Source organism: Ignavibacterium sp. (assembly GCA_032027145.1).
Lineage (GTDB): Bacteria > Bacteroidota > Ignavibacteria > Ignavibacteriales > Ignavibacteriaceae > IGN3.
In genome coordinates this window covers 3346363-3367055 of sequence record JAVSMP010000001.1, presented here as the reverse complement: position 1 = coordinate 3367055, position 20693 = coordinate 3346363, and the positions used below count along the sequence as shown (strand labels likewise).

Annotated in this window: 17 protein-coding genes; all 17 read left to right on the top strand. The window is 34.5% G+C overall.

Going from position 1 to position 20693, the window contains the following annotated elements; all coding sequences use genetic code 11:
- The first annotated feature begins 13 nt into the window (after positions 1 to 13).
- The 17 genes from ROY99_14085 to ROY99_14005 all read left to right on the top strand — a co-directional run bounded on the left by ROY99_14085 (position 14) and on the right by ROY99_14005 (position 20598).
- The gene (locus ROY99_14085) at positions 14 to 1111 is read left to right on the top strand and encodes a 4Fe-4S binding protein (protein MDT3697508.1); all 1098 of its coding nucleotides are present in this window, start codon (positions 14 to 16) and stop codon (positions 1109 to 1111) included.
- Between the two features lie 490 nt (positions 1112 to 1601).
- Positions 1602 to 2192, top strand: a complete 591-nt coding sequence (nrfH, locus tag ROY99_14080) for a cytochrome c nitrite reductase small subunit (GenBank protein ID MDT3697507.1) — start codon at positions 1602 to 1604, stop codon at positions 2190 to 2192.
- A gap of 27 nt (positions 2193 to 2219) precedes the next feature.
- Positions 2220 to 3716 carry an ammonia-forming cytochrome c nitrite reductase gene (nrfA, locus tag ROY99_14075; protein MDT3697506.1) on the top strand — a complete coding sequence of 499 codons (1497 nt, stop codon included), beginning with the start codon at positions 2220 to 2222 and terminating at the stop codon, positions 3714 to 3716.
- Positions 3717 to 3775: 59 nt separating this feature from the next.
- The gene (locus ROY99_14070; protein MDT3697505.1) at positions 3776 to 4180 is read left to right on the top strand and encodes a hypothetical protein; all 405 of its coding nucleotides are present in this window, start codon (positions 3776 to 3778) and stop codon (positions 4178 to 4180) included.
- 42 nt (positions 4181 to 4222) lie between these two features.
- Positions 4223 to 5032 (top strand): hypothetical protein, encoded by an 810-nt coding sequence (locus ROY99_14065; GenBank protein ID MDT3697504.1) that lies wholly within the window; start codon positions 4223 to 4225, stop codon positions 5030 to 5032.
- Positions 5033 to 5175: 143 nt separating this feature from the next.
- The gene (locus ROY99_14060; GenBank protein ID MDT3697503.1) at positions 5176 to 5595 is read left to right on the top strand and encodes a hypothetical protein; all 420 of its coding nucleotides are present in this window, start codon (positions 5176 to 5178) and stop codon (positions 5593 to 5595) included.
- 142 nt (positions 5596 to 5737) lie between these two features.
- Positions 5738 to 6988: a TolC family protein gene (locus ROY99_14055; protein MDT3697502.1), complete on the top strand. Its 1251-nt coding sequence runs from the start codon at positions 5738 to 5740 to the stop codon at positions 6986 to 6988.
- A 170-nt stretch (positions 6989 to 7158) separates the two neighbouring features.
- Positions 7159 to 8841 (top strand): efflux RND transporter periplasmic adaptor subunit, encoded by a 1683-nt coding sequence (locus tag ROY99_14050; protein MDT3697501.1) that lies wholly within the window; start codon positions 7159 to 7161, stop codon positions 8839 to 8841.
- A gap of 103 nt (positions 8842 to 8944) precedes the next feature.
- Complete coding sequence (locus tag ROY99_14045) at positions 8945 to 12109, top strand: CusA/CzcA family heavy metal efflux RND transporter (GenBank protein MDT3697500.1); 3165 nt, start codon at positions 8945 to 8947, stop codon at positions 12107 to 12109.
- Positions 12110 to 12419: 310 nt separating this feature from the next.
- On the top strand, positions 12420 to 12830 hold the full coding sequence (locus ROY99_14040) for an endonuclease domain-containing protein (GenBank protein ID MDT3697499.1): 411 nt from the start codon (positions 12420 to 12422) through the stop codon (positions 12828 to 12830).
- A gap of 684 nt (positions 12831 to 13514) precedes the next feature.
- On the top strand, positions 13515 to 13913 hold the full coding sequence (locus ROY99_14035; GenBank protein ID MDT3697498.1) for a heavy metal-binding domain-containing protein: 399 nt from the start codon (positions 13515 to 13517) through the stop codon (positions 13911 to 13913).
- A 236-nt stretch (positions 13914 to 14149) separates the two neighbouring features.
- On the top strand, positions 14150 to 14521 hold the full coding sequence (locus ROY99_14030) for a YHS domain-containing protein (protein MDT3697497.1): 372 nt from the start codon (positions 14150 to 14152) through the stop codon (positions 14519 to 14521).
- A 170-nt stretch (positions 14522 to 14691) separates the two neighbouring features.
- Positions 14692 to 15024, top strand: coding sequence for a hypothetical protein (locus tag ROY99_14025; protein MDT3697496.1), 333 nt, complete (start codon positions 14692 to 14694; stop codon positions 15022 to 15024).
- A gap of 74 nt (positions 15025 to 15098) precedes the next feature.
- Positions 15099 to 15818 (top strand): TolC family protein, encoded by a 720-nt coding sequence (locus ROY99_14020; GenBank protein ID MDT3697495.1) that lies wholly within the window; start codon positions 15099 to 15101, stop codon positions 15816 to 15818.
- Positions 15803 to 16351: a TolC family protein gene (locus tag ROY99_14015; GenBank protein ID MDT3697494.1), complete on the top strand. Its 549-nt coding sequence runs from the start codon at positions 15803 to 15805 to the stop codon at positions 16349 to 16351. Before ROY99_14020 ends, ROY99_14015 begins: the two co-directional genes overlap by 16 nt.
- 112 nt (positions 16352 to 16463) lie before the next feature.
- Positions 16464 to 17441, top strand: a complete 978-nt coding sequence (locus ROY99_14010) for an efflux RND transporter periplasmic adaptor subunit (GenBank protein ID MDT3697493.1) — start codon at positions 16464 to 16466, stop codon at positions 17439 to 17441.
- Between the two features lie 10 nt (positions 17442 to 17451).
- Positions 17452 to 20598 carry a CusA/CzcA family heavy metal efflux RND transporter gene (locus ROY99_14005; protein ID MDT3697492.1) on the top strand — a complete coding sequence of 1049 codons (3147 nt, stop codon included), beginning with the start codon at positions 17452 to 17454 and terminating at the stop codon, positions 20596 to 20598.
- Positions 20599 to 20693 lie beyond the last annotated feature (95 nt).

The following is a 20693-nucleotide window of genomic DNA, read 5'->3' as shown; positions in this document are numbered from 1 at the left end:
TGAATTGATAAAAATGGATAAGACAAAAATAAAATTGAACAAAGTGAAAATAATCCGAAATGATGAAAAGGGGATTCAGAAAACAAGATTTATTATTCAATCTCTTTTTGCAGTATTGTGTATATGGATTGGAGTTGAATTTTATTTGTTCACTCAATATCTGGAAACTAATGGTGCTGCGGAATTTTATTCCAGACCGCCCGGTGTTGATGGATTCCTTCCCATCAGTTCTTTTATGAGCTTTTATTTGTTCTTAAAAACCGGAGTAATACATAATGCTCATCCAGCAGGATTTTTTATATTTTTTGCTATCATTTTAATTTCACTTGTCTTTGGCAAATCTTTTTGCAGCTGGTTTTGTCCGATTGGATTTATTTCTGAGCTTATTGGTGATTTCGGAGAAAAAATTTTTAAGCGGAGATTAAAACTTTCAAAATGGCTGGACTATCCTTTAAGAAGCTTAAAATATTTATTGTTAGGTTTTCTTGTTTACTCGGTTGCTTTTGTAATGACTGAAGCTGCATTAAAAGCTTTTCTTGACAGTCCATATAATTTAGTATCCGATGTTAAGATGTATTATTTCTTTGCAGACATTTCTCAGACCTCCTTGATAGTAATTGCTGTGTTGTTTCTACTTTCAATATTTATTAGAAATTTCTGGTGCAGGTTTCTTTGCCCCTATGGAGCTTTACTCGGAATCTTATCATTATTAAGCCCGAATAAAATTCAAAGAAATGTTAATAGCTGTATTGATTGTGGACTATGCAACAAAGCTTGTCCATCATTTATAAAAGTTGATAGTGTAAAAACTGTTTTATCAGATGAATGTTCAACCTGTCTTAATTGTGTTGATGTTTGTCCGGTAAAAGATACTTTAGAGTTGAAAACGATTTTTTCAGGTAAGAAAAGAATCAGTAAGAAAACAGTAGCAATTGGTATCATTTCAGTTTTTATGATTGTTACAGGATTTGCAATGTTAACCGGTAACTGGCAAAACAGTATCACCAAAGAAGAATATCTGATGCACTATAAGATAATGAATAGTTATGGTCATCCCACTGGTACGAGAGAGTTTAAGAAGCTGAACGAAGAAGTTGAGATGAAAAAATAAAATTTAAGCTGATGAAAATTTTTTTGTGCAGACAGCTGATATAAAGAGGCATTTATCTTATCTTTTGTTAATCAGGATTATTATTGAAAGATAATTTGAATAGCAGATTTAATAATTAGAAATTAAAATCCTAATACGGATAATTATTGAACCTTTATCCAATATTTAAATCAATATCAGGGGATGAATGATTGAACCGAACGCACAATAGATTAAAAAGAAAATTGCAGGTGATTGTGCGATTTCCGTAATTCTTTCAAAAGCAAGTGGTTTTAAAAAACTATATATTAACACTAGTTGATAAAAGAATTTTTTATCTAAATTTATACTATGATTGCCTGCCTGCGTCCTGCACCGGGCTATAGGACAAAATCTTAGTAACAGAATTTTATAGCTGCTTATTTTAGAGGAGTTTGTTCTGGAAAAACAAAAAGTAAGCAAAACAGTTCCAGTAATAGAATAAAACAAATAAAACAAATTTCATACGTTTATGAAAAAAGTTATTGATAAAATCAAACCGCCTCCCAAATGGAAGATACCGGTTTTATTCAGTCTTGGAATAATAACCGGACTATTTTTCTTTATACTACATGTTGCCAGAGCAACATCATATTTATCCGATAAGCCTGAAGCTTGTGTAAATTGTCATGTAATGACACCGCAATTTGCAACCTGGGAAAGAAGTAATCACGGCAGATTTACTGTTTGCAATGATTGTCACGTTCCGCAGGATAATATTTTAAAAAAATATTACTTCAAAGCTACTGATGGACTAAGACACTCATTTATGTTTACATTCAGGCTTGAACCTCAGGTAATCCAAATACACGAAGCAGGAAGGAATGCAGTTCAGCAAAATTGTATTCGCTGTCATATCGAAACAATACACCCTATTTCAGTAAGAGCAATAAGCAATCAGAAAATTCAGGAAGAAGGTGATGGATATTGCTGGGATTGTCATCGGGAAGTTCCACATGGTAGAGTTAACAGCTTATCATCAACTCCTTATGCAAGAGTGCCGGTTTTAACATCACCGATACCTAAGTGGATAGAAAAAAGTTTAGGAATAAAAAAGAATTAATTAATAATAAATCAATCAGGATAAGTTATGAAACCAATTAGTGAAGTAGTAAAAAATAAACCATGGCTTGGATGGCTTTTGTTTTTTGCAACTGCAGTAGTAGTTTTTTTAATAGGATTATTTGCTTCATCAATCATTGAAAGACGAAGTGAATCAGCAACATTACAAATTGTAAAACCAATCAACGACTGGGAGCCAAGAAATGAAGTGTGGGGTGAAAACTATCCGCGTGAATTTGAATCTTATCTAAAAACGTTAAATACAGATTTTGCCAGCAAACATGGCGGCTCAAAGATGATAGACTATCTTGAAAAATATCCTGAGCTTGTTGTTATGTGGGCTGGTTATGCTTTTTCAAGGGAATACAATCAGGGAAGAGGTCATGGCTATGCAATTGAAGATATCAGAAAGATTTTAAGGACTGGTGATAATCAGTATTCTCCACAGCCAGCAACTTGCTGGACTTGTAAAAGCACTGATGTTCCTAGAGTGATGAATGAAATTGGTGCTGCAAACTTCTATAAGAAAAAATGGACTGATCTCGGTTCTGAGATAATTAATCCAATCGGATGTCAGGATTGCCATGATCCGAAAACAATGAATTTGAGAATTACACGACCTGCTCTTATTGAAGCATATCAACGACAGGGAAAAGATATAAATAGTTTTTCAAGACAGGAAATGCGATCACTTGTTTGTGCACAATGCCACGTTGAATATTACTTCAAAGGTGATGAAAAATATCTTACCTTCCCTTGGGATAAAGGATTCAGTGCTGATGATATGGAAGCTTATTATGATAATATTGAATTTACTGATTGGACACATGCATTAAGCAAGGCTCCAATGTTGAAAGCACAACATCCTGATTATGAATTGTTTATGACTGGCATTCATGCTATTCGCGGTGTTTCCTGTGCTGACTGCCATATGCCTTACAAGAGTGAAGGCGGAGTTAAGTTTACTGATCATCACATTCAATCACCATTGAATAATACTGCGAACACTTGTCAGATCTGCCATCGTGAAGAAACTACAAGATTGATACAGGATGTTTATGACAGACAGGATAGGATCGAAGAAATAAGAAGAATAGCGGAGAAAACTTTAGCTGCTGCACATATTGAAGCTAAAGTTGCTTGGGATAACGGTGCTACTGAAGAACAAATGAAACCTATTTTAAAACTTATTCGTCACGCACAATGGAGATGGGATTGGGTTGCAGCTGCTAATGCTTATGGTTTTCATGCACCGGTTGAAGCCCTAAGAGTTCTTGGTACTTCAATTCAAAAGGGAGAGCAGGCAAGAAGAGAAATCGCGATCCTGTTTTCAAAACAAGGTTGGAAATACCCGATTGATATGCCTGATATTTCTTCAAAAGAAAAAGCTCAAATATTTATCGGACTGAATCCTGAAAAGATGAAAGCCGATAAAGAAGAATTCCTGAAAACCACAACAGTAAAGTGGGATGAAGAAGCAAAACAACGACAGGGGTTTTTGTTCGATTATAAATTGAAGAAATAAGAATTCAGTCACCCTGAGATTTTCGAAGGGTGACAATGAATTAAAGCGGAGAGAGAGAAATGAAAATATCGAATTTAACATTTGTAGTTTTATTAACTCTATCACCGATTATTTTTTCCCAACAGGATCTTGGCGGAGGATGGAAACTCAACGGACAAATCCAGCTCAGAACTGAATTAGACGTAAGAGATTTTTCAAACAGTACACATCCGCTGACGTTTGCGAGCATGAGAACAAGACTTGGAGTTGAAAAAACATTCGAGGAGGTCGTTTCGTTTTTAGTTCAATTTCAGGATTCAAGAGTCTTTGGTGAAGAACCAAATACACTTACTCCGATTGATAACTTTGATCTTCATCAGGGCTTCTTAAAATTTAATAAACTGTTTGATTGGGATTGGCAAATACAGGCAGGAAGATTTGAAGTTGCTTATGGAACAGAAAGATTTTTCGGTGCAGTTGGCTGACATTATGTCGGGAGATCGTTTGATGGAGTTCGTTTTACTATTTTGCCAGAAACCTGGAAGCTTGATTTGTTCGGTTTAAGGATTGATGAATCAGTAAATTACATAGCAAACGCAACACCAGGTATGTATCTCTCACCCGGACAATCAACTCCCTCCAGAAGTATTTATGGATTCTGGAAGCAGAATACGTTGACTGAAAAAAGTAAGTTTGATTTATTCGGCTATTATGAGATTGACAGAACAGAAATAGCCGAAGACACTTGTTTTCTGAATATGTTTACTTTAGGAGGAAGTTACTGGGGAAATTACGACAAACTTTCAATTATCTCAGAAGCTGCTTTCCACTTTGGTGATATGTTAGGAAGAGATTTATCTGCTTATCTGTTTTCACTTTCAGGAAATTATTCTTTTGATGAAGCAAAACTGGGCTTAGGATTTGATTTGCTGTCAGGTACAGATCCCGATGACTTCTCGACAAGTATGAACACTTTTCAGCCAGCATATGGTACTAACCATAAATTTTACGGATACATGGATTACTTTATTAATGTTGCAACAAATACTGGTAATCTTGGTTTAAATGATTTTTATCTTACAGGAAATTTTTCTCCGGAAAATTCAAAATGGAATTTTGATGTAAAGCTTCATCATTTTATGTCGAATAAAAACTCAATAGCGGATGAAAATACTTTCGGTCAGGAATTAGATTTAACAGTAAAGTATAATTTAATAAGAGGAACTGCATTAAGCTGGGGTGGAAGTTTGTTTTTACCGGATGATTTGATGAGCTCATACTTCGGAAACAGTGATATTTCATATTGGACTTATCTGATGATTACTGCGAATCTTTGAAAACCGGAATCTTGATTTCAGGAAAATATATCTGACACATTCCACCTATGAAAAATAATTTATGAAAGATTTCTAAAATTCCGCAACATTTTAGCCGGCATCATCATTGCTTATGAACAATTATTTAGATATGTTAATCAGCGATGATTAGAAAAATTAAAATATTTTCACTTTTATTTTTATTTGTTATTTCAACAGCAGGATTACCGATAACAATTACTCTCTGTAAAATGGCTGTTTCTGAAAGAGAACAATGCACGATGCATAATGCACCAGTCAGTTCCAGTTGTTGCAGTAATCAGACTGCTGAACAGGAACCGTCAATTACGTTTGATCAGTCAAGCTGCTGCCAGACAAAATTTGTTTATAAAAAAGTTGAAGATCAATATCTCACCAATAAAACCAGTTTAGATCCTTCAGCAAATGAAAATATTTTACACTCTGTAGAAATCTTACATTTACCTGTAGAACTTTCAAACAGTTTATGTTTTCATAATAATTCATCCCCACCATTTCTAATACATCACGATCTTTATATTACAAACTCAATACTTCTGATTTGATACTTCTGTCTTCCATTTCTTTGGACTAGTTAAGCCAGTCCATTATACTTTTAGTATTTAAAATTTATTCACCTCATTTGCCTTTTCTTCTATTGCATTAAAGGAAGAGCACGAGGTTAAAACAATAACAGGAATAATTAAGATGAATAAAATCAGAGTTTTAATAATTGGATTAATTGCACTTATAAGTAATTCTTTTGCACAAGTTCAACCTCTGCATGATTTGATTGATGCAGCATTGCAGGTAAGTCCGGAACTAAAAATGTATCAGGCAAAAATCAATGCTTCAGAAAACCGGATTCAGCAAAACACAAATCTGCCAGACCCGATGCTTACGCTTGGTGTGATGAGCCTTCCGCTCCCATCATTTTCTTTTAATAAAGATATGATGACTGCTAAAGTCGTAGGACTTAGTCAGGAATTTCCTTTTCCCGGAATGTTAAGTGCAAAAGAGAAAGTGAACAGCAAAGATGTTGAAATTGTAAAACAGGAATACATAGATAAACGAAATGAGATCATTAAAGATATAACTCAAAGCTACTATGAATTAATTAACATCCGTAAAGAAACTCAGTTAACTATTGAATCGCGTAAACTGATGAAACAGATACTTGAGGTTGTAAGATCTATGTATTCTGTTGCTGATGCAAGCCAGCAAAATATTTTCAGAGTTGATCTGGAGATTACCAAAATGTCAGATATGCTTGCAGCATTGAAAAGTGAAGAGAACGAGCAGTTATCTGTAATTAATTCGCTGCTGTTGAGAGATCCTTCAGCAGAATTGAAAACTGATTCGCTGCCCGAAATAAAATTTAATCAAATAAATGTTGATGATTTAATTTTCAGAGCTGAAGCAAATCGTCCTTTTCTGAAAGGTATTAAACTATCTGAAGAAAAAGAAAAGTTAAATCAATCAGCCGCAGAATATGATTTTTATCCGATGTTTAAACTTTCCGCTCAGTATGCTTTCAGAAGTGAAGTTGAAGGAATGAAGCCTGATAATATGCTCTCGGTAATGCTTGATATTTCATTACCGTTTAATTATGGCGGCAAAGCAAGTGCAATGGTTGATGAGACAAAATCAATGCAGGAAATGTATCGCGAGCAATATTCAGCTTCAATTCAGATGCTGAAACGTGAATTTGGAATGAGAGTAGCAAAACTTAAATCTATAGAAGAAAGAATAGAACTTGTTGAACAAGGCTCTTTTGTGCAAGCAAAAGAAAATTTTAAATCTGCACTTGCTTCATATCAGGTTGGCGAAATTGATTTTATGAACATTATTGAAGCGCAAGATAATCTTTATACTATTGAGAAAAATTTGTATAGACTAAAAACTGATTATCTAAAGCTAATTGCCGAACTTGAATTTTTAACAGGAACTAAAATCTAAAATATTACTCGCATCAGATTAACATAAATGTTTAACAGATTAATAACATTTATTCTATAGAGTGAAAAAGATTGATTAACCACGAATTATTAATTCGAATAATGAAATTGAAATATACTTATTAAGCGTAAGCTCAAAAGACAAAGAATAAAATTTTAGGAGAAAATAAATTGAATAAGAAAATTTTAATAATAGCCATAATAGCTGTTGTAATACTTGTGCCTGCTTACTTTTTATTTTTTGCCGGCGGTTCTTCTGAAACAGCCTCAGGAGAAAAACAGCTTTATACTTGCGGAATGCATCCGCAGATAATTTCTGATGAACCGGGCATTTGCCCAATTTGTGAGATGAAATTAGTGCCGATAAAAAACAAAAATCAAAAATCCGGCGAAAGAAAAATTTTGTTTTACCGCAATCCAATGAATCCGGATATTATTTCTGATCATCCTCAGAAAGATGAAATGGGAATGGACTATGTGCCGGTTTATGAAGATGAAGAAGGTTCTGAAGGTGTTGTAACAATTGATCCTCACGTTCAGCAGAATATGAATATCAAAACAGCGATTGTTGAAAACAAAAAACTTTCTTCGAAGGTTACTACAAATGCTGTTCTTGTTACAGATGAAACTCAGGAATATATCGTTACTACAAAAGTTGATGGTTGGGTTGAAAAACTTTATGTGAATTATACAGGGCAGCAGGTTTCAAAGGGTGCAAAACTGATGGATATATATTCACCGATGCTTGTCTCTGCACAACAGGAATTATTAACTGCACTTTCCTATCAAGGCTCATTGAAGGGGAGTGCTCTTGAAGAAATTAAGAGCAGCAGTAATGAAATGCTGAAAAATTCAGTTAGAAAATTACAGTTATTAAATGTTTCTGATTCCGAAATTGAAAGACTAAAAGAAACCCGTGAAGTGAAAACTTATGTTACTCTGTATGCACAAAACTCAGGAACCGTTTTAGAGAAAAATATTCTTCAGGGACAAAAAATTATGGCAGGCGAACCACTTTTGAGGATTGCTAATTTAGCCAATCTCTGGTTAACTGCTGAAATATATGAATATGAAATCCCGAAAGTAATGATCGGTTCAAAAGCTGATATTAATTTTGATTTTCTGCCAGGGAAAAATTATCAGGGAAGAGTGTCGTTCATTTATCCTACACTTGACGAACAATCCCGAACTGTTAAAGTAAGAATTGATGTTCCGAATATAAAAGGTGAGCTTAAACCATCAATGTTTGCAAATGTTGTAATTGATGGACCTTCGTTGAAGCCCGCACCTGTTATTCCTGAAAACGCGGTGATTAGAACAGGAAAAACAGATGTTGTAATTGTAGATCTTGGCGATGGAAAATTTAAACCTCTGCATGTTAAGCTTGGGATTTATTCTGATGGTTATTATCAAATTTTAAGTGGATTAAAGGAAGGAAATAAAATTGTAACATCTGCCCAATTCCTGATTGATTCCGAAAGTAATCTTAAAGCTGCGGTTAGTCAATTTCAAACAGGAACTGCTGTTCATTCTTCCGATAAAACTGAAACGCCGGAAATGAAAGATGAAAAACCAAATACGATAGACGAAAAACATAAGGAACAGGATGAGAAGAAAGAAATGAAGATGAAAGAACAAGAGCACGATCATACTTCTTCGATCGTTCATCAAGGTATAATTGATGTTGAATCAATTGATCAGAATAAAGATGGAAAGCTATGGGAATGCCCGATGGATTGGAATGTAATTTCTGATGAATCAGGAAGATGTCCATTGTGTAATATGAAATTGAAAGAGTATTCGATTGAAGAGATAAAAGTTAATCTTGATAAATATGGTTATAAGTTTAAATAAACTCGCTCTCTTGAAAAGAGATTAACTGTTAAACTCTTATTCTGTTTCTAAGGGAAACCAAGGAGCTGAGTTCACTTATGCAAAAAAGTTTTGGAGTAATCAAATGACATTAGATCAAAATAAAGAAGGACTGATTGCTAAACTCATTGAATGGTCAGTCAATAATAAATTTTTAGTAATAGTTTTTACCATTGCACTGATCGCACTTGGTATTTGGGCATTAACAACTACTAAGGTTGATGCGATTCCTGATTTAAGCGATGTGCAGGTTATCATTATGTCCGAATATGAAGGACAAGGACCACAAATAGTTGAAGATCAGGTAACATATCCCCTGACAACAAAGATGCTTTCAGTTCCATTCGCAAAAGATGTAAGGGGATTTTCGATGTTTGGCGTTTCAATGGTTTATGTAACCTTTGAAGATGGAACAGATATTTACTGGGCGAGAAGCAGGGTATTGGAATATCTAAGCACTATTCAGGCACAGATGCCTATCGGAGTTAAAATGCAGCTTGGACCGGATGCTACAGGACTTGGTTGGGTCTTTCAGTATGCGCTTAATTCAGATAAGCACGATTTACAGGAACTGCGCTCAATTCAGGATTACTTTTTAAGATATGAACTCAATTCAATTGAAGGTGTTTCTGAAGTTGCAAGTGTTGGAGGATTTGTAAAACAATATCAGGTAAACATTGATCCGACTAAACTTGCCTATTACAATATTCCACTGCAGATGGTTGAGATGGCAATAAAACGAAGCAACAACGATGTAGGCGGCAGAGTTATCGAAATGGGTGAAATGGAATATATGGTACGTGCTCTCGGTTATATAAAAAATGTTGACGATTTAAAAAGTATTGCAATCGGAAATTCACCAAAAACCGGAGCGCCGATTTATTTAAGAGATGTAGCAGTTGTTGATGTAGGTCCTGAACTTCGCAGAGGTCTTGCCGATTGGAATGGTGAAGGCGAAACTGTCGGAGGAATTATTGTTATCCGTTACGGCGAAAATGCTTTGTCGGTTATTGATAAAGTTAAAGAACGGCTTGAAGAATTAAAAAAATCTTTACCTGAAGATATAACAATTGATATTGCTTATGACAGATCAACACTAATTGACAGTGCAATAGATAATCTTAAAGGAAAATTATTTGAAGAGACAATAATTGTTGCGCTTGTGATCATTGCATTTCTTCTTCACATCAGAAGTTCATTTGTTGCTATCTTCACTTTGCCTGCTGCCGTTCTGTTTTCTTTTTTAATAATGAGGCTTCAGGGAATTAATGCAAACATTATGTCTTTAGGCGGAATTGCAATTGCAATCGGAGCGATGGTTGACGCATCGATTGTAATGGTTGAAAATGCTGCTACTCATCTTTCAATGGAAAAAGATAAACCTGTTATTGAAAGAAAATCACATTGGACTGTTATTCTAGAATCAGGAAAAGAAGTCGGACCTTCTATATTTTACTCGCTCTTAGTAATTACAATTTCTTTTCTTCCCGTCTTTACACTTGAGCAGCAGGAAGGTAGAATGTTTAAGCCGCTCGCATTTACAAAAACTTATGCGATGGCTGGCGCAGCAATACTTGCAGTAACAATCGTACCGGTTTTAATCGGTTTTCTTGTTCGTGGTAAGCTGAGAAAGGAAGAGGATAATCCAATTACAAAAGTTCTTATTAAAATCTATCATCCTGTTGTTGATTTTGTAATGAACAAAAGATGGTGGGTGATGGGCTCAGCTTTTGTGATAATCCTTATCACTGTAATTCCATATTCTAAACTTGGCTCTGAATTTATGCCTCCTTTGTATGAAGGTGACTTACTTTATATGCCTACAACACTACCGGGAATTTCAATCACAAAAGCAAAAGAAATTCTTCAGCAGACTGATAAGATCATCAAAACTTTTCCCGAAGTAGAATCAGTTTTTGGTAAGATTGGAAGAGCAGAAACAGCAACTGATCCAGCACCATTGACAATGCTCGAAACAACAATTCGGTTAAAACCGCGTGATCAGTGGCGAGATGGAATGACCCCAGATAAACTCGTAGATGAATTGGATGAAGCTGTTCATATTGCTGGTTTAACAAATTCTTGGACTATGCCGATAAAAACAAGAATTGATATGCTTTCAACCGGAATAAAAACACCGATTGGAATTAAGATTGCCGGACCTGATCTTAAATTACTGGATGATCTGGGTGCAGAGGTAGAAACTCTTGTAAAAACGGTTACCGGCACACGTTCCGCTTTTGCTGAAAGATCTCTCGGCGGAAATTATGTTGATTTTGAAATTGACCGGAATGCAGTTGCAAGATATGGATTAACTGTTGGTGATGTTCAGGATGTTTTTATGACCTCTGTAGGTGGAATGAATCTTACTCAGACGGTTGAAGGTTTACAAAGATATCCGGTTAATATGAGATATCAGAGAGACTATAGAGAAAATATTGATCAGCTTAAACGGGTTCTTGTTTCTCTGCCAGGCGGTGGAAACGTTCCTCTTGAACAACTCGGAAAAATTATTGTGCGTGAAGGTCCATCAATGATCAAATCTGAAAATGCAAGACCAAATGTTTGGGTTTATATTGATATTCATGATATTGATGTCGGGACATATATTAAGAACGCAAAAGAAGTTGTTGATAAACACCTGACTCTACCCGCAGGATATTCTATAAAATGGAGCGGACAATTTGAGTATATGGAAAGAGCTGAGTCACATCTTTTGCTTGTGATTCCCTTAACACTTTTAATCGTTATTGTTTTGTTATATATGAATACAAAGTCTGCAATAAAAACGGGAATAGTTTTGTTAGCACTGCCTTTTTCAATGGTTGGTGCAATTTGGTATTTGTATTTAGCAGGATTTAATCTTTCGGTTGCAGTTTGGGTTGGTATAATTGCTTTGCTCGGAGTTGATGCCGAAACCGGTGTTGTAATGCTTTTGTATCTCGATATATCTTATGAAAAATTTAAGAAGAATGGATTGTTAAAAAATCTGGATGATCTTCGTGAAGCAATTTTTGAAGGAGCAGTAAAAAGAATCAGACCAAAGATGATGACTGTGATGACTACTCTGCTTGGTTTACTTCCAATTGTAATCGGGCTAGGAACTGGTTCAGATGTGATGAAAAGAATCGCTGCACCTATGGTTGGAGGGATTTTAACAAGTATGATAATGGAGTTGACTGTTTATCCTGCAATATTTTATACAATAAAGAAGAGAGAGTTGAGAAGAATGAATTTGGAGAATAACTAAATGAACTCAACCCCTCGCCCCTTCTCTTCCTAAGAGAAGGGGAAGCAGTCCCTCTCTTTTTAAGAGAGGGAAGAAGGGTGAGTTGGTATTGACAAAGGAAGAAGTTAATTGTTCAAAATATAAGTTAGATCTTTTTTATAATGATATTTTTTTTGTTATAGTAAAATAATTGAAGGATAATGCATTAGATAACTGTGAGTTGTTTACTTAACTCAACCCCTCGCCCCTTCTCTTAGGAAGAGAAGGGGAAGCAGTCCCTCTCTTTTTAAGAGAGGGAGGAAGGGTGAGTTGATAATTTAGGATAAATTAAATGAGTCTTAACAAAAAAGGACAACTTAGAGAAGTAGCAAAATTTGTTTGCAGAGAGTTAAGAAAAAAATCTACTGAAGCTGAACAAATAATGTGGAAATTTCTTCGTAATAGAAATATGGAAGGAAGAAAATTTTTGAGACAACATCCACTGTTTTATGATTTAACCGGGAAGGATTCTTTTTTTGTAGCAGATTTTTACTGCCACGAAGAAAGATTAATTATTGAACTTGATGGTGAGTATCATAAATACAGAATAACTGAGGATATTATAAGAAGTAATATTATAAACAATCTTGGGATTAGAGTTATCAGATTTAAGAATGAAGAAGTTCTGAATGATTTATCCAACGTAATAAAAGAGATAAAGAATAATTTATTATTTAACTCAACCCCTCGCCCCTTCTCTTAGGAAGAGAAGGGGAAGCAGTCCCTCTCTTTTTAAGAGAGGGAAGAAGGGTGAGTTGGTATTGACAAAGGAAGAAGTTAATTGTTCAAAATATAAGTTAGATCTTTTTTATAATGATATTTTTTTTGTTATAGTAAAATAATTGAAGGATAATGCATTAGATAACTGTGAGTTGTTTACTTAACTCAACCCCTCGCCCCTTCTCTTAGGAAGAGAAGGGGAAGCAGTCCCTCTCTTTTTAAGAGAGGGAAGAAGGGTGAGTTGGTATTGACAAAGGAAGAAGTTAATTGTTCAAAATATAAGTTAGATCTTTTTTATAATGATATTTTTTTTGTTATAGTAAAATAATTGAAGGATAATGCATTAGATAACTGTGAGTTGTTTACTTAACTCAACCCCTCGCCCCTTCTCTTAGGAAGAGAAGGGGAAGCAGTCCCTCTCTTTTTAAGAGAGGGAAGAAGGGTGAGTTGGTATTGACAAAGGAAGAAGTTAATTGTTCAAAATATAAGTTAGATCTTTTTTATAATGATATTTTTTTTGTTATAGTAAAATAATTGAAGGATAATGCATTAGATAACTGTGAGTTGATTCTGAAATAATTTTCACGAACTATTTAATTCAATGATGATGTACTTAATGTGATAATAAATAACACTTAATATTAACAATCAATAAAGGAGTAACATAATGTTAAAACAATTTGTAATCGCTTTCGTATTTGTTTCTTTTTTCAGTGCTTTTATATTTGCACAGGAAAAACCTAAGACAGACAAAAAAGACGAACATCATAAAATGGAGCATATGAAGCACGATTCTACTATGCAGAAAATGCATCACGATATGAATCACGATAATCATTCAGAATCCAAAGATGAAAGTTCAATAATTCGTGAAGGAGAAATTAACCTTGCTTTAATTGATGTTAACAAAGATGGAAAAGTTTATCAGGATCAGATGTGCTGGAATGTGATTTCGGATGAACCGGGTGAATGTCCCCAATGCGGAATGATACTCAAGGAAGTATCGCTTGAAAAAGCAAAGGAAAATCTTTTAAAACATGATTTTAAAGTGAAAGAGGATAAATAAAATGGAAGTAATTGTAGGAATTGTATTTATTGTATTTGTGGCTTTTATTGGATTTATGAGATTCAGGCGCGTAAGTAGTGGAAAAGATTGTTGTAAAAAATAATTACCTAATCATCAAAAGATCCAAATTCTCTGATTTTATATTAAGCCGATATAATAAAGACCAATACTGAAATTGCTTGTAGCTGAAAAAAAACTAACTAACTAAATGTCTTAAAACAAAAAGGAGTAACTAAATGTTAAAACAACTCATTCTTATTGCTGTTGTCGTTTCGTTGACTGGTGTTTTTACATCCGCCCAAGATCATACAACGACAGTTAAAAAAGAAAAGATGGAACAAACAAAAGATTCTAAGAGCTGCTGTTCAACTGATAAATCCAATAACGAAATGCAGATACAACAGAGTTTGAACACTTCTGATCCTAAAATCTGGAATAAAGTATGTCCAGTAACAGGTGAAGAATTGGATAGTGATGCAAGAACTGTTGAATATAACGGCAAGACTATCGGGCTCTGCTGCAAAAAATGCGTTTCAAAATTTGAAAAAGATCCTGAGAAGTATATGAAAAATCTGAATAAAGATGGTTCTGAGTTCATTGGCAGCTAGTATTTCAAATAGGGATGCAGTTATCTGCATCCCTTATTTATTTGCAATTCCAAATTAAACTTGTTTGTGATATTCGGTTAGATTTTATTCTGGTTTATTTGATAATTAACAAAACTTATCAAACGTTTTCATATAAATAATTCAGTATCTATATTTGAAGCACGATAATTATGTTAATTAACTACATTAAAAATTTATCTGTTTTAATTATAGTTATTTTTGCTTTCAACTTTATCCATTCTGAAATAATTGATCAGCTTGAAGGTAATTTTAATTGTAAGATTGTAAACGATTACTGCAAACTCGTTGAAGCCGCATCGTTAGTACGCCATAATGGTTTTAAAAGTGTTCCTAAACAAATTAATTTCTCTGAATCAGTTTTTCAGGATAATCTGGCGAACTATATCACCAGAAATCCATTGTTGGATCACTTACAAAACTCTTCATTTCATCATTTAAATATTCTACCAACTTATCTAATCAATAAATCACTGCTGATCTGATTTTTTTATCTCAGTTCAATTTCAAGTGATACTTTTTCTCAAGTAATTATTTTTGGTAAAACCGGAGTTTTTCTATGAACAAACTTTTAGTCTTGTTCGTATCTGTTTGTTTTTATTTCACAGGATATGCACAGGAAAATAATGATACAATTAAAATATCCTTAATAGATGCTGTTGATATGGCGTTGAAGAATAATCCTAATCTCAGAGCATATTATTATGATATTAATTCATTGGAGGGCATTAAAAGACAAGCGGGTCTGCTCCCAAATCCAGAAGCAGATCTGGAGATAGAAAATATTCTTGGTGGTAAGGAATTAAATGGATTTACAGGAGCAGAATATACTCTATCAGCAAGTTATCTTTTTGAACTTGGAGGCAAAAGGAATAATCGTGTTAACCTTGTTAATGAAGAAATTAATTCAGCTAAAAGTAATTATGAATTATTAAAACTTGATGTTATTTCACAGGTTAAGAAAGCATTTATTGAGCTTGTTAAAATTCAGCATCAGATAAAATTGCAGCATAAGTTTGTGAATTTGAATGAAGAGATATTAAAAATAATTTCTGAGCGTGTTAAAGCCGGCAAAACCTCTCCTGCAGAAGAATCAAAAGAAAAGTTTGCTTTAATGAATAGCCGACTTGAGTTACAGCGTTTTCAAAGAGATTATTTATCTACTCAAACTAAAATAAATTCATTATGCGGAACTTCAGGCAAAAACTTTGTTCCTTCATCCGATTTGTTTGATGCACTTATTTCTCCGCCTAATAAAGAGAAATATTTCATGAGATAGAAAATATTCCTTCAATAAAATATCTTAACAATGAAACTAATATTAGGAAAGCACAGCTTGAATTAGAAGAATCAAACTCGGTACCGGATTTAACTGCAAGCTTAGGGATAAGGTATTTAAATGAACTTAAGACAAATTCCTTTGTCGCGGGGTTATCGATGCCGCTGCCGTTCTTTAACAGAAACCAGGGAAATATTCAGTCTGCAGAGATAAAAGTGCGGCAGATGGAAGAGCTGATAAACGCACAGAAACTTTCCATTATTGAATCGCTGACTGCTTCTTTTAATAATTTAGTAATTGCTTACAACAATGCGGTTCAGTTTAATGAAAATATTTTGTCAGAATCTGAGAATGCATACGAGATTACAAGTAAAGGATATTTACAAGGCAGATTTGCGTTTATTGATATGCTCGATGCTCAAAGAACTCTGTTCGATACACAAGCACAATATCTGCTTGAACTTTCTGAATATTATAATTCAATAATTGAAATTGAAAATCTAACCGGAAAGAATTTTTTAATGATTAATTAAAATCTATATGATTCTCAGTCTAAAAATTCTATTAATATATTCTTGATTTATATGAAGAGAATTAAATTTTGCGGTTAAGAAAATCAGCAATGTAAAAAAGAGAGAAAATAAAATGATAAATAAAATAAGCAACGTAAATTCATACAAATTATTTGGGATAATAGCTGCATCGTTATTGCTATTCCTATCAATCAGATGCAGTGATAGCAATACAAACGAAGATACAAATAAAGCTGAAGTACATAATGAATCAGAAGAACATTCTGATGAAATATTTATGACCGAAGAAACAATGAAAGAATTAGGTATTGAAGTTAAAGAGGCTGGTTCTGGTGTAATTAAAAATTATATCGAACTTACAGGTGAAATAATTGCCGAACCTTCCAGAATCTCTCACGTAATTCCGCGGTTTGAAGGTATTGTTAAAGAAGTATTCAAAACAGTAGGTGATAAAGTAAAAAAAGGCGAGGTGCTTGCTTTGATTGAAAGCAATGAAAGTTTAGCAACTTACGAAGTTCAGTCGTTGATTGATGGGACTATTATCGAAATGCATATGACTCAAGGTGAACTTATTGGCAATGAATTGCACGCATTTGTTATTGCAGACCTGAACAAAGTCTGGGCTATTTTTAATATCTATCAAAAAGATCTTGGTAAAATAAAAGCAGGACAGAAAGCTATTGTATCTATTGGAGCAAATGACTCTCAAGAAACAGGAACTATTTCTTATGTTAGTCCCGTTGTAAATGAAAAAACCAGAACAGCTTCAGGAAGAGTTATATTAAATAATCAATCAGGCAGGTGGATGCCGGGAATGTTTGTAACAGCAAAGGTCCATGTAAGTGAAAAAAAATATGCGTTGGTTATTGAGAAAACTGCATTACAGACTTTAGATGATAAGTTAGTTGTATTTATTAAAGATGAGGATGGCGGTTTCCATCCAAGTGATGTAAAAACCGGCGGCGAAAATGATGATACGATTGAAATTATCTCAGGCTTAAAAGCAGGAGATAAATATGTATCAAAAAATTCATTCATACTTAAGTCAGAGATTCAGAAAGAATCTTTTGGCGGCGGGCACGTGCATTAAGAGGTATAATATGGATAGAATTATTGATTTTGTTTTGCATAACCGTCTGTTAATAACAGTGCTTGCAGTTATTATTATGGCAGCAGGTTACTTGAGTTATAAGCAGCTTCCAATTGATGCTTTCCCAGATGTTTCTCCAACACTTGTTCAGGTGTTTACAATTACCGAAGGGTTAGCACCGGAAGAAATTGAAAAGTATGTTACGTATCCTGTTGAAACTGCAATGAATGGTTTACCGAATCTTGAACTTATCAGGTCAGTCTCAAACTTCGGTTTATCTGTAGTGAATATTTATTTCGAAGATGGAACTGATATTTATTTTGCAAGACAGTTAGTTAATGAAAGACTGATTGAAGCTCGTGAACAAATTCCGGAAGGTTTTGGTGATCCGGAAATGGGTCCAATTTCTACCGGTATGGGAATAATACTTTTTTATTATCTCGAAGATGAAAGCGGAAAGTATTCACTTGAAGAATTAAGAACAATACAGGATTGGCTGATAAAATATCAACTTCAAACTGTTCCGGGAGTAACTGAGATTCTTGGTATCGGCGGCTGGGAAAAACAATATCAGGTTGTTGTTGATCCAAACTCGTTACTTCGGTACAACTTAACAATCAACAGTGTTGTAGAAAAAATTAAATCTAATAATCTTAATGTAGGTGCTCAGTTCATTGAAAAGAATGCAGAAGAATTTATTGTGCGTTCTACAGGACTTATTTCCAATATTGAAGACCTCGAAAACATTGTTCTTAAATCTGAAAACGGAATTCCTGTTTATTTAAATCAGATTGCAGATATAAGAATCGGCGGTGCAATTAGAAGAGGAGTGCAAACTGCTAATGGTATTGGCGAGGTTGTTTCCGGCATGGTTGTAAAATTATTTGGAACTAATTCATCTGCGGTAATTCAGGCAGTAGAGGATAAACTGGCAGAAATCAATAAATCACTTCCTGAAGGTATTAAAATCATTCCTTATTATCAGCAGAAGACACTTGTAGAAGCCGCAGTAAAAACTGTTACTAAAGCTTTGCTTGAAGGAATTGTTCTGGTGGTAATTATTTTGTTTGTGTTTCTTGGTGCAGTTAGACCTAGTATAGTTGTTGCATTTGCTATACCCTTCTCGGTTCTGTTTACAATGATCGGGATGTATTATTTCGGTATCTCAGCTAATCTGATGTCTTTTGGCGGATTGGCAATTGCAATAGGAATGATAGTGGATGGGGCTGTTGTTATAGTTGAAAATACGGATCGTCTGCTGCGTTCAAATTATTCAGGCGAATCAAAACTTAATGTGATTGCTAAAGCTTCTAAAGAAGTAATCAAACCGATAACTTTTGCCGTAATAATTATAATAATTGTCTTTCTTCCTCTCTTTACACTTCATGGAGTTGAAGGAAAAACTTTCAAACCACTTGCTTATACAATCGCACTTGCTATGTTCGGCTCGCTTTTGTTTGGGATTTTAGCTGCACCTGTTCTCTCTTCATTCTTTATGAAAACTCCCTTAAAGAAAAATCTAAATGAAAAGAAAACTGAAGATATTGATAAAACTAAAAATTCTGAAAGTGAAGATAGTGAGCAGATATGGATTCTTAAAACTTTAATAAAAGTTTACAAACCAATTGTAACCTTCTTTGTAAAGAAAAGAATAGCTGCAATAGTGCTCGCTGTTATTTTAATAATTACCGGTGTGATAATCTTTCCCCGTCTTGGTTCCGAGTTTACTCCAACTCTGCAGGAAGGTACCTTGGTTTTAAGAATGACTATGGCGCCTTCAATATCTTTAACCGAAAGCACACGACTGACACTGATCGCTGAAAAAAGATTAATGAAAATTCCGGAAGTCTCAGGAGTGGTAACAAGGATTGGAAGGGGCGAAGTTGGTGCTCATGCAGATCCGGTTAATAATGCTGAAATGCTTATCCTTCTTAAACCAAACAGTCAGTGGAGAGATAATGCATCACAACAAGAACTTGAGGAAATGATAAGAAAAGATTTTGGTGATATGCCGGGAGCACTAATAAATTTTACCCAGCCTATTCAAATGTCTGTTGATGAACTGCTTGAAGGGGTAAGGGCTGAGCTTGCAATTAAACTCTTTGGTGATGACCTTGACGTACTTAAAAACAAAGCCGGTGAGATTGCTGATCAAATCAGAAAAGTAAAAGGTGCTGCCGATGTTCAGGTCGATCAGGTTTCAGGTGCTCCTCAATTGAGAATTGTAATTAACCGAAATCAGATTGCCCGCTACGGAATTAATGTTGAAGATGTTCAGAATACAATAAGAACTGCAATCGGCGGAGAAACTGCCGGACAAATATTTGAAGGCGTAAAGCGATTTAATATTTATGTACGGTTTGATGAAGAATTTAGAAAAGATATCAACTCAATCAGTAAATTATTAGTTGAATCACCGAAAGGTATTCAGGTACCATTAATTCAACTCGCTGAAATTAAAGAAGTAGTTGGACCAAGGCAGATTACACGTGAACGCAATCAGAGATTTATTACAATTCAGTGTAATGTTGTAGGAAGGGATATTGGTTCGTTTGCAGAAGAAGGACAAAAAATTATTGATGGGAAAATAAAACTGCCTGCTGGATATTTTGTAACCTGGGGCGGGCAGTTCAGACTTCAGCAGGAAGCAAATGCAAGATTGATGGTTGTTGTGCCTATTACATTATTTATAATTTTTATAATGCTTTTTTCCAGTTTTAATTCTTTAAAAAACTCGCTGCTGATTTTTCTTAATATACCACTGGCATTGGTTGGCGGTATTGCCTCTTTGTGGATCTCTGAACAAAATCTTTCCGTACCTGCTTCGGTAGGATTTATTGCTTTGTTTGGAATTGCACTGCTTAACGGAATTGTTTTGATAACATATTTAAATCAATTGCGGATGCAAGGATTGAATATTGATGATGCTTCAATACAGGGAGCTTGTTTAAGAGTCAGACCGGTTTTAATGACTGCTTTAACAACAGCAATTGCCTTAATACCTTTACTTTTTGCTACTGGTACAGGTAGTGAAGTACAAAGACCACTTGCAACTGTAGTTGCCGGAGGACTTCTTACATCAACTGTTGTAACTTTGTTGGTACTGCCGGCATTATATAAATGGTTTGCAGTTAAAACTGAAGATGATGAATCGTAAGTAAATCATGAACAGAAATTTTTTAGCACAGATTGATAGTCTGTGCTTCAATTAAACAATAAAAAATTATTAAAGAAGCAGCGTTGCGACAAATA